The organism is Acidiphilium sp. PM, from assembly GCF_000219295.1.
GTDB classification, from domain to species: Bacteria; Pseudomonadota; Alphaproteobacteria; order Acetobacterales; family Acetobacteraceae; genus Acidiphilium; species Acidiphilium multivorum.
Genome location: NZ_AFPR01000276.1, coordinates 1 through 9,625, shown reverse-complemented (window position 1 = coordinate 9,625; position 9,625 = coordinate 1). Strand labels below are relative to the sequence as shown.

At 70.6% G+C, this 9,625-nt stretch carries 9 protein-coding genes; 6 read left to right on the top strand and 3 right to left on the bottom strand.

The features are described from left to right. The first annotated feature begins 177 nt into the window (after nt 1–177). Entirely contained in the window at nt 178–1,542 is a 1,365-nt protein-coding gene (locus APM_RS11260; protein WP_241763143.1) for a hypothetical protein, read from the top strand. Here APM_RS11260 and APM_RS11255 read toward each other — a convergent pair. From APM_RS11255 to APM_RS11245, 3 genes are read right to left on the bottom strand one after another with little or no spacing between them, the layout of a single operon-like run. Then, entirely contained in the window at nt 1,500–1,721 is a 222-nt protein-coding gene (locus APM_RS11255; RefSeq protein WP_011942304.1) for a hypothetical protein, read from the bottom strand. The genes APM_RS11260 and APM_RS11255 overlap by 43 nt on opposite strands. A gap of 7 nt (nt 1,722–1,728) precedes the next feature. Further along, entirely contained in the window at nt 1,729–2,724 is a 996-nt protein-coding gene (locus tag APM_RS11250) for an acyltransferase family protein (protein ID WP_007423501.1), read from the bottom strand. Next, complete coding sequence (locus APM_RS11245) at nt 2,721–3,653, bottom strand: glycosyltransferase family 2 protein (RefSeq protein ID WP_007423500.1); 933 nt, start codon at nt 3,651–3,653, stop codon at nt 2,721–2,723. Before APM_RS11245 ends, APM_RS11250 begins: the two co-directional genes overlap by 4 nt. Nucleotides 3,654–3,837: 184 nt before the next feature. Between APM_RS11245 and APM_RS11240 the strand changes: the two genes are divergently transcribed. From APM_RS11240 to APM_RS11220, 5 genes are all read left to right on the top strand, one after another. Then, the gene (locus APM_RS11240; protein ID WP_241763142.1) at nt 3,838–4,992 is read left to right on the top strand and encodes an outer membrane beta-barrel protein; all 1,155 of its coding nucleotides are present in this window, start codon (nt 3,838–3,840) and stop codon (nt 4,990–4,992) included. Continuing rightward, entirely contained in the window at nt 4,989–5,912 is a 924-nt protein-coding gene (locus APM_RS11235; protein ID WP_007423498.1) for a WecB/TagA/CpsF family glycosyltransferase, read from the top strand. The genes APM_RS11240 and APM_RS11235 overlap by 4 nt, the downstream gene beginning before the upstream one ends. Then, a complete protein-coding gene (locus APM_RS11230; protein ID WP_039888365.1) occupies nt 5,809–7,416 on the top strand; it encodes a carboxyl transferase domain-containing protein in 1,608 nt (535 codons plus the stop codon). The genes APM_RS11235 and APM_RS11230 overlap by 104 nt, the downstream gene beginning before the upstream one ends. A gap of 4 nt (nt 7,417–7,420) precedes the next feature. Then, nucleotides 7,421–8,209, top strand: coding sequence for an enoyl-CoA hydratase-related protein (locus APM_RS11225; protein ID WP_007423496.1), 789 nt, complete (start codon nt 7,421–7,423; stop codon nt 8,207–8,209). Between the two features lie 5 nt (nt 8,210–8,214). Next, nucleotides 8,215–9,625, top strand: a 1,411-nt coding sequence (locus APM_RS11220; RefSeq protein WP_007423495.1) for an acetyl/propionyl/methylcrotonyl-CoA carboxylase subunit alpha, incomplete at its 3' end; no start/stop codon positions are given.

The window sequence follows — 9,625 nt, the reverse complement described above, 5'->3', positions numbered from 1 at the left end:
GCCAGACCCCGCGGCGCACCGTGGCCGCGGCGCTCGCGCTGCTGGACCAGGGCGGGTTGCGGCTCGCCGGCGCCGCGCTTACGCGGGTCGACGGTCCGCGCCACGCGAGATCGGGCTTCCCCGACTCGGAACTCTATCATCCGCGCTATGGCGGCTATTTCCGTCTCTGAGGTCGCCGTGCGCGCAAGGCGCCGCCCGGTGCCTGGCGCCGACGCCATGATGATTGGTGTCGCGGCGGCACTGATCCTGTGGCCCGCCCTCGTGAACGGATACCCGCTCATCTTTTCGGATACCGGGACCTACATCTCGCAGATGATGGAGCGGCATCTCGGCTGGGATCGGCCGCCCTTCTACAGTCTGCTCGTCCTTGCAGCCGGGCTTGGGCGCTCGCTCTGGCCCGTGATCGCCGGGCAGGGGCTGCTTGCCGCGGTCCTGATCCGGGCGACGCATCGGCTGCTGAGCCCCGATGCGGGGACGCTCGACAGCGCGCTGCTGCTGGTGATTCTGGCTGCCGGGTCTTCGCTGAGCTGGACCGCGGCGCAGGTGATGCCGGACATCTTCACGCCGTTGATGGTGCTGGCCTTCGCGATCCTGATTCTTGCGCCGCAAGGGGCGGCAGGCCTCATCGTCCCGGCCATGGTGATCGGTCTGGCGATTCTCGTGCATCTGAGCAACATGCCGATCTATGCGGGACTCTGCCTTTGCGTGCTGCCGCTGCGCGCGTTGCGGCAGCGGGTCCGCTGGCGGTTTCTGCTGCTGCCGTTCCTGCTCGGCATCGCCGGGCTGACCGCCGTGAACGCGATTGCGCGCGGCCGCATTTCGCCCTCGCCCTATGGCGGGACATTTCTGCTCGCACGCCTGATCGAGAACGGTCCCGCGCGGACGACACTCGCGCATGACTGTCCGAAGGCGGGTTGGGCACTTTGCGCCTATCGTGGCGATCTGCCGCGCACGGCCGATGGGTTCCTCTGGCGGGCGGATAGCCCGCTCTACCGCGCGGGAGGGCCGCGCCGGCTGATCGACCAGACCGATGCGATCGTGCGCCGGACCATCGTCGAGCATCCGGCCGCCGTCCTAAGCGCGGCGATACGGGATTTCGGCCTGCAACTCGTGATCTTTTCGCCGGGCAGTGGCCTGCGTCCCTGGTATGCGACGGCGTGGCAGACGATCCGCCGCGATCTGCCGCAGACGGCGTACGCGGCCTATCTCGCCAGCCGGCAGGCGCGCGGGCGGATGGCGGTGCCGCCCCTGCTTGCGGCATTCGTGCAGGCGCTCGCGGTCGGCGGGATGGGGCTGACCTGTGGCTTCGCGCTCTACGCGGCGGCGGCGCGGCGTCTCAGGCCCGAAGCGGCGTCACTCGGGCTGTTCTGCTGGATCGTCGTCCTGGCGCTCGCGGGTAATGCCGCGGTCACGGGCGCGCTATCGGGCCCGCATGCGCGGTACCAGAGTCGAATGGTGTGGCTGACGGTTCTGGCCGGATGGCTGGTGCTGCGCCAGATTCAGGCCGGATGCCGGTCGCGCCCGACCAGCAACACGACATAAAGTCGGAGGCGCCCGAAGCCGAGGCGGCGGCGCCAGTCGATCATGTGGGTCAGGCGGTGGCGCATGCCGAAATGCAGCTCGATCGCCCGAAGCTGCGCGTCGGAAAAACTCGCCGCAAGGTCGTGCGGCAGCGCATCGAGGAACCGGCCGAGCGGGGCCGAGCGTTCTGGTGCCGGCATGGCCGCATCACTCGGTCATCCGGTCGAGCACGGGAACGGAGCGCAACACCGCCCGCTTCAGCACCACAGGGCCGAGCAGGCCGGCGCTCATCAGCACCGCGGCGAAGGGGAGGAAATGCGTGCCGTTCCAGCCCGTGGCGAGCAGCAGCAGGCCTTTGGCGAGGCCGATGAAGATCGTGTTGAACAGGTAGATCATCAGGGAATACCGTCCGAGCGTTGCCAGTGTCCGGGCGGAGGATAGGCACGGAAATCTTACCAGGGCGTGAAGTGCGGGCATCGCCGTGAGGCCGAGCGTGACCAGGCGCAGATTGAACGGCAGCACGTTGCCGTCGAGCGCGACGAAGGCGAAGCCGGTCACGAAGGCAGCGATCAGCGGCCAGCGCCAGCGGTCGATCCAGCCGGTCCAGCGGTCGCCGAGGGCTCCTGCCGCGAGGCCGGCGCCGAAGAACAGCGCGTAGCGGCCTGTCTCGGCCAGGTAGAGATGCCAGGGCAGGGGGATGAACTGGAACGCGGCGAAGATGCAGATCACCGGCCAGAGGCGGCCGCGGCAGGCGGCGAGAAGCAGCGGCGTTGCCACACTGAGCAGGAAGAGCACCGCGAGGTACCACAGCGAGTAGGCCGGGCTGGCGAGCGGATGCCAGATCGTGTCCGCCAGTCCGCCGAGCAGGCCCTGCGGGGGGTTGTCAACATGGATGAAACGGGCGGCGGCGAGTTTTCCGGCGGTGATCGTGAATGCCATGACGGCGAAGGGGATCAGCAGGCGCCGCGCCCGCGCGCGGATCAGCCCCGGCCATCCCGCCGGCGGCGTTCCGGCATGGCCGGACAGCCAGGTGACGAGCCCGCTGAGGTAGAAGAAGAACGGCATGTGGAAGCCATAGACCGCCCGGCGCAGCGCCGGATACCAGAGCACATGCGCCGGGTCTTGCCGGGCGACGATATGGCCGAAGACGACCAGCGAGATGGCGAGACCCTTGGCGCGGTCGATATCCGCCCGTCGGTTCACGGCAGGGCTGGATGCACGATATGCCCCTCGCCCAGCGCGCCGCGCAGGAAACCGCGGGCGTAGGCTGCCTTGCAGCGCAGACCGATCTGGCCGGTGCTCGCCGGCGGCCAGAGGCCGAACGGGGCGAGCAGCAGCGCGTGCAGCGCGAGGCGCGCGGCCCGCGCGAGGCGTGGCTCGCCGAGGGCGCCCAGCATCACCGCCTCGGATACGCCGGACCAGTATTGCCGGCGGACCAGCCAGGCGGGGTTGAGGCGCGAGCGGTCGATCTCGTGATGCACCACGAGGTCCGGCGTGAAGCGCACCTTCAGCCCGCCCCGGCGGAGACGGCGGATGATGTAGGTTTCCTCGTTCGAGATCATCAGCCCGGCGCGCCGGCCGAGACAGGTGGGAAACCCGCCGAAACGGGCGAGAACATCGCGCCGGAAGGCGATGTTGGCGCCATAGGGATCGATGTCGGCGACCCCCGGCTCGCTCGGCCGCACCTGGTCGATGATGGTCAGCACGGCGCGCAGCGAGGGCGGCCACCAACATGGCAACTGAGCCTGCCATTGCGGCAGGATCGGGCCGCCGGTCGCGGCCAGTTCCGGGTCCGCCGCGACGGTGCGCAGCAGCACGGCGCACCAGTCCCGGGCAGGGGTGGCGTCGTCATCGAGATAGGCGATCCACCTGCCCCGCGCGGCCGCGAGGGCGGCGTTGCGCGCCTCGCTCAGTCCGGGTGCGGGCAACCGGACATGCGTGGCGCCGTGGCGGGCGGCGGCGGCGCGGATCAGCTCTGCCTCGCGCGGTGCCGAACCGGAGTCGATGACGAGCGTCTCGACCCCCTCGGGCGCGGGTGAAAGCGCCGCGAGGCAGCGTTCGGTCTCGCGGCCGCGGTTATGGGTGCAGATCGCAACGCTGAGGCGTATCGGGTCTATGGCGGCGTCTTGCATGAGTGCCCCTGTTTTTTGCACGACACACAATTAAAGGTTGTGTATACCTGAGCGCAAATGACCGCTGATTGCAATTGATTTGATAGATTTTCCGGCCCTCCTGCGGTGCATTCTTTTTGCATTGCCCGCGCTTGTCGCGGCCGGGGGGGCCGCGCGGGGGGATTCGCTGGGCAGTTTCCTGCCGATGGCGATCCCGGGTTTCGGCGTCGCGCCGGGGGTTTCTGCGCGCTCCCGCCTGCATTCGGGCGATTTTCCGGTCCCCCTTGCGCCGCTCGCGAGCGCCGGACTTAGGGTGTTTCCCCGTCTCGCGGTCGATGCCGGGCTCGATACTGCGCCCGGCGCCGGCCAGGGGATCACGGCGATGGGCATGGTGCGGCCGGAAGTGCGGCTGGCCGACCCCGAACTGGGCCTTGCCGGATTCGCGAATGCCGAGCTGGACCGCTATGCCCGCGATCCCGCCGCCAATGCCAACCGGGTGACGGCGGCGCTCGGCCTCGCCCTGCCGTTCGGGCCGGACCGGATCACGCTCGGTGCCGCCCATGTCAACACAGCGCAGACGGCGCTGGGACTCGCCGCCAATGGCGGGGCGGCGCCGCTCGACGTGACGACGGATGCCGGCCGGATCGGCCTGAGGCTCGGCTTCGGCGCCTTCGACGCCACGGCGCGGGTCCGGTTCGGACGCGACCGTGTGGCCGCCGGCGGCGCGGGGCCGGCCGGCTTCGGCAGCCGCAGCATCACGCGCGGGCAAGTCGCGCTGGAAACGGCGGATGGCGCGCCACTGCGGGAACTTCTCCTGCTGCGGGCCGGCACGACCCGGTATGCAGGGGCGCTGCCTGGCAGCGGCTTTGCCGACAGTTCGAGCCTTGCCGTGCTGGCCGGCGGGGTGACCGGCGCGCGGGCGCTGTGGCGCCTGCGCGTGGTCGGCGGCGCCGAGCGGATCCGCTATGCGGAAGGGGGACCGGCGTCCGGCATTGCCGTGGTTGGCGACCTGGCGCTGCAATGGACGCCGGATCCGCTGATCGCCGTCGATCTCGATCTGTCACGCCGTGCGGGAGCGGATGGCGGGTTCGGCGTGCCGGGCAGCATCCTGACGACCGAGCGGCTCGGCCTTGCCGAATCCTATGCGCGCGACCTGTTGTTCACCGTCGATGTCGCCGCGCGGCAGGGGCGGGTTTCCGGCCATGCGGCGACCGAGGCCGACGTGACGGCCGGCGCGCTGTGGCGGCTGTCCCGCGCCGTCTCGTTCAGGCCGTCGGCCAGTTTCGCCTTGCGACACGACCTGCCCGGCTCGGCGCCGCACGAGGCGCGGCTGATGCTATCACTGGTCTGGACGCCATGAGGGGGCAGCGCTTCGCGCCGTTCGGCATCCGTTTCGATCGCCTCGGGCCGGAGGCGGCGCTCGGCTTCGTGCTGCGCTGGGACCGGCGCCGGCCGTTCGGCTATGTCGTGACGCCGAATGTCGATCATCTCGGTCGGTTGCGGCGGGGCGGAGACTTGCGAACGGCTTATGACGATGCCGCGCTGTGTCTGCTGGATTCGCGGGTTGCGGCGGGTCTCGCGCGGATCTGCGGCGTTGTGCCGCCGCCGGTGGTGACCGGGGCGGACCTGCTGGCGGCGGTGATGCCGGCGCTGGAGATGCGCGGCGCGAGGGTGGCGGTCGTCGGCCTCGATGCCGCGGCGATGGACGCCTTCGCCGCATGCTATCCGGGCGTCGATTTCACCCATGCCGAACCGGCCCGCGGGTTCGAGCATGACGAGGCGGCCCTCGGCGCGGTGGTGGACTTCATCGAGCGCGCGCGGGCGGATTGCACGATCCTCGCCGTGGGATCGCCGCGGCAGGAGGTGCTGGCGCAGGCGGTGCGGCGGCGCGGACGCGCCCTGGGCATCGGGCTGTGCGTCGGCGCGGCGCCGCTGTTTCTGTCCGGGGTGCTGCGCCGCGCGCCGGCGCCGTTGCGGGCGGCGGGGCTGGAATGGGCATGGCGCCTGATGCGCGAGCCGGCGCGCCTGGCACGGCGCTATCTGATCGACGGACCGCCGGTTCTGCTGGCGCTGGCGCGGGAGTTTCGCCGCCCCGCCTTGCCGGGGGCAGGCAGTTGCGCGATAGACAGGAGCATAATCAACGGGATGGAGGCGCAATGTTCAGGCAGACTGACGCATGACGGCGTTCCGCTCGTCGCTCGATCCGCGCAGCGCCGCGTTTCGGGCGAATCAGGAGGCGATGCGCAGCCTGGTCGAGGATCTGCGCGCCAGGGTGGATGACATCCGCGCCGGCGGCGGTGAAGCGGCGCGGGAGCGGCATGTCGCGCGGGGGAAGCTGCTGCCGCGCGACCGGATCCGCACGCTGATCGACCCGGCATCGCCCTTCCTCGAATTCTCCCAGCTCGCCGGGTACGGCATGTATGACGAGCCGGTGCCGGCCGGGGGCATCATCACCGGGATCGGCCGGGTGTCGGGGCGGGAATGCGTGATCGTCGCCAACGACGCCACGGTGAAGGGCGGCACCTATTTCCCGATCACGGTCAAGAAGCACCTGCGCGCCCAGGCGATCGCGGCGCAGAACCGGCTGCCCTGCGTCTATCTCGTCGATTCCGGCGGCGCCAACCTGCCCAACCAGGACGAGGTCTTCCCCGACCGCGAGCATTTCGGCCGCATCTTCTACAATCAGGCGCAGATGTCTGCGGCGGGGATCGCGCAGATCGCGGTGGTGATGGGCTCCTGCACGGCGGGCGGCGCCTATGTGCCGGCGATGGCCGATGAGAGCATCATCGTCCGCGAGCAGGGGACGATTTTTCTCGGCGGCCCGCCGCTGGTGAAGGCGGCGACCGGCGAGGTGGTCACCGCCGAGGCGCTGGGCGGGGCCGACGTGCATACGAGGGTCTCCGGTGTGGCCGATCATTTCGCCGAGTCGGACGCGCATGCCCTCGGCATTGCCCGGCGGATCGTCGGCGGGCTGAACACCCGCAAGCCGGCGCAGATGGACTTGCTCCCGCCACGCCCGCCGGTGGGGGCGCCGGATGCGATCTATGGCGCCGTGCCGGCCGATCCGCGCACGCCCTATGACGTGCGCGAGGTGATCCGGCTTATCGTCGATACCGGCGAATTCGACGAGTTCAAGGCGCGCTACGGCACGACGCTGGTGACCGCCTTCGCCCGCATCTGGGGCTATCCGGTCGGCATCGTCGCGAATAACGGCGTGCTGTTCTCCGAATCGGCGCTCAAGGGCGCGCATTTCATCGAGCTCTGCGCGCAGCGGGGGATTCCGCTGGTGTTCCTGCAGAACATCACCGGCTTCATGGTCGGGCGGAAATACGAATCCGGCGGCATCGCCAGGGACGGCGCAAAGCTGGTGACGGCGGTGGCCACCGCGAACGTGCCGAAATTCACCGTGATCATCGGCGGCTCGTTCGGGGCCGGGAATTACGGCATGTGCGGCCGGGCCTACGATCCGCGCTTCCTGTGGATGTGGCCGAACGCGCGGATCTCGGTGATGGGCGGGACGCAGGCGGCGTCGGTGCTGGCGACGCTCCGGCGCGACAATATCGAGGCGCGGGGCGGCGCGTGGTCGGCGGCGGAGGAGCAGGCGTTCCGGGCGCCGATCGAGGCGCAGTACGAGCATCAGGGGCATCCTTATTACGCCAGCGCCCGGCTGTGGGACGATGGGGTGATCGACCCGGCGGATACGCGGATGGTGCTGGCGCTCGGGCTCTCGGCGAGCCTGAACGCGCCGATCGAGCCGACGCGGTTCGGCCTGTTCAGGATGTGAGGCGATGAGCGAACCGGTTGAATTTTCCCTGGCCGAAGACGGCACCGCGACGATCTCGATGAACCGCCCCGCGCTGCACAACGCGTTCGACGAGGGGATGATCGCGGCGCTCACCGCCGCCTGCCTGCGGGCGGGCGAGGATCCGCGCGTCCGCCGCGTGGTGCTGGAGGGGCGGGGGAAGAGTTTTTCCGCGGGCGCCGATCTCAACTGGATGCGCCGCAGCGCGGCTTACACGGCCGAGCAGAACCACGCGGACGCGCTGGGCCTGGGCCGGCTGATGCGGACGCTGAACGACCTGCCGAAGCCGGTGATCGGGCTGGTGCAGGGGGCGGCCTTCGGCGGTGGCGCCGGGCTTGCGGCGTGCTGCGACATCGTGATCGCCGCGGAGGATGCGAAATTCTGCTTCTCCGAGGTCCGCCTCGGCCTGATCCCGGCGGTGATCAGCCCCTATGTCGTCGCCGCGATCGGGCCGCACCAGGCTCGGCGGTATTTTTGCTCCGCCGAGGTGATCCCCGCGCCGGAGGCGATGCGGATCGGACTCGCGCATATCGTGGCGCCGCGCGACGGGCTGGCGGCGGCGCGGGATGCGATGATCGCGACCCTCGCCCAGGGCGGGCCCGAGGCGCAGGCGGATGCGAAGGCGCTGGTCGGCGATGTCGCGGGCCGGGATATCGATGATGCGCTGGTGAACATGACGGCGCGGCGCATCGCCGATCGCCGCGCGAGCGCCGAGGCGCAGGAAGGCCTGGCCGCGTTTCTGGAGAAACGCGCGCCGTCCTGGCGGGCGGGGTGAGCGCGGTGTTCGGATCGGTCCTGATCGCCAATCGCGGAGAGATCGCCTGCCGGGTGATCCGCACGGCGCGGCGGATGGGGCTGCGCAGCATCGCGGTGTTCTCGGATGCCGATGCGGGGGCGGCGCATGTCGCGATGGCGGATGCGGCGGTGCGGATCGGGCCGCCGGCGGCGGCGGAGAGCTATCTCGCGATCGACCGGATCATCGAGGCGGCGCGGCGCACCGGTGCCGAGGCGATCCATCCGGGTTACGGGTTTCTCAGCGAGAACGCCGATTTCGCGGAGGCCTGCGCCGTTGCGGGGCTCGTGTTCGTCGGGCCGCCGGCGGAAGCGATCCGGGCGATGGGCTCGAAATCGGCGGCGAAGGCGCTGATGGAACAGGCCGGCGTGCCGCTGGTGCCCGGCTATCACGGCGCGGACCAGGACCCGGCGGCGCTGGCGCGGGCGGCGGCGGAGATCGGCTATCCGGTGCTGATCAAGGCGTCCGCCGGCGGCGGCGGCAAGGGCATGCGCGTGGTGCGCGCGGCGGCCGATTTCGCGGCCGAGCTCGACCGGGCGAAGGGCGAGGCGCGCGCCGCCTTCGGCGATGACCGCGTGCTGGTCGAGAAATACCTGACGAAGCCGCGGCATATCGAGATCCAGGTCTTCGCCGACACCCACGGCAACGTGGTTTCGCTGCACGAGCGCGACTGCTCGATCCAGCGGCGGCACCAGAAGATCGTCGAGGAGGCGCCGGCGCCGCTGATCGATGAGGCGATGCGCGCGGCAATGGGCAAGACGGCCTGCGACGCCGCGCGGGCGATCGGCTATGTCGGCGCCGGAACGGTCGAGTTCATCGCCGAGGATGGCGCGTTCCACTTCATGGAGATGAACACGCGGCTGCAGGTCGAGCATCCGGTGACCGAGATGATCACCGGGATCGACCTCGTCGAATGGCAGTTCCGCGTGGCCGCGGGCGAGGCGCTGCCCCTGAAGCAGGAGGGGATCGGCCGGCGGGGCCACGCGGTGGAGGTGCGGCTCTATGCCGAGGACCCGGCCCGGGATTTCGCGCCCTCGACCGGCGCGCTGGCGCGGCTGCGCCTGCCGGCGGAGAGCCGCCATTTGCGGATCGAATCCGGCGTGCGCGCCGGCGACGAGGTGTCGGTGCATTACGATCCGATGATCGCCAAGCTCGTCACCTGGGACGAGGACCGGGACGGCGCGCTGCGGCATATGGCGCAAGCGCTGGCGGCCTGCGAGATCGATGGGGTGCAGACCAATCTCGACCTGCTGCGGCGGATCGTGACGCACCCGGATTTTTGCGCGGCCGCGCTCGATACCGGGTTCATCGCCCGGCACGAGGCGGCGCTGCTGCCGGCGCGCGGCGCGCCGCCGGTCGCGGTGCTGGCGGCGGCGGCGCATCGCTGGCTGGCCACGC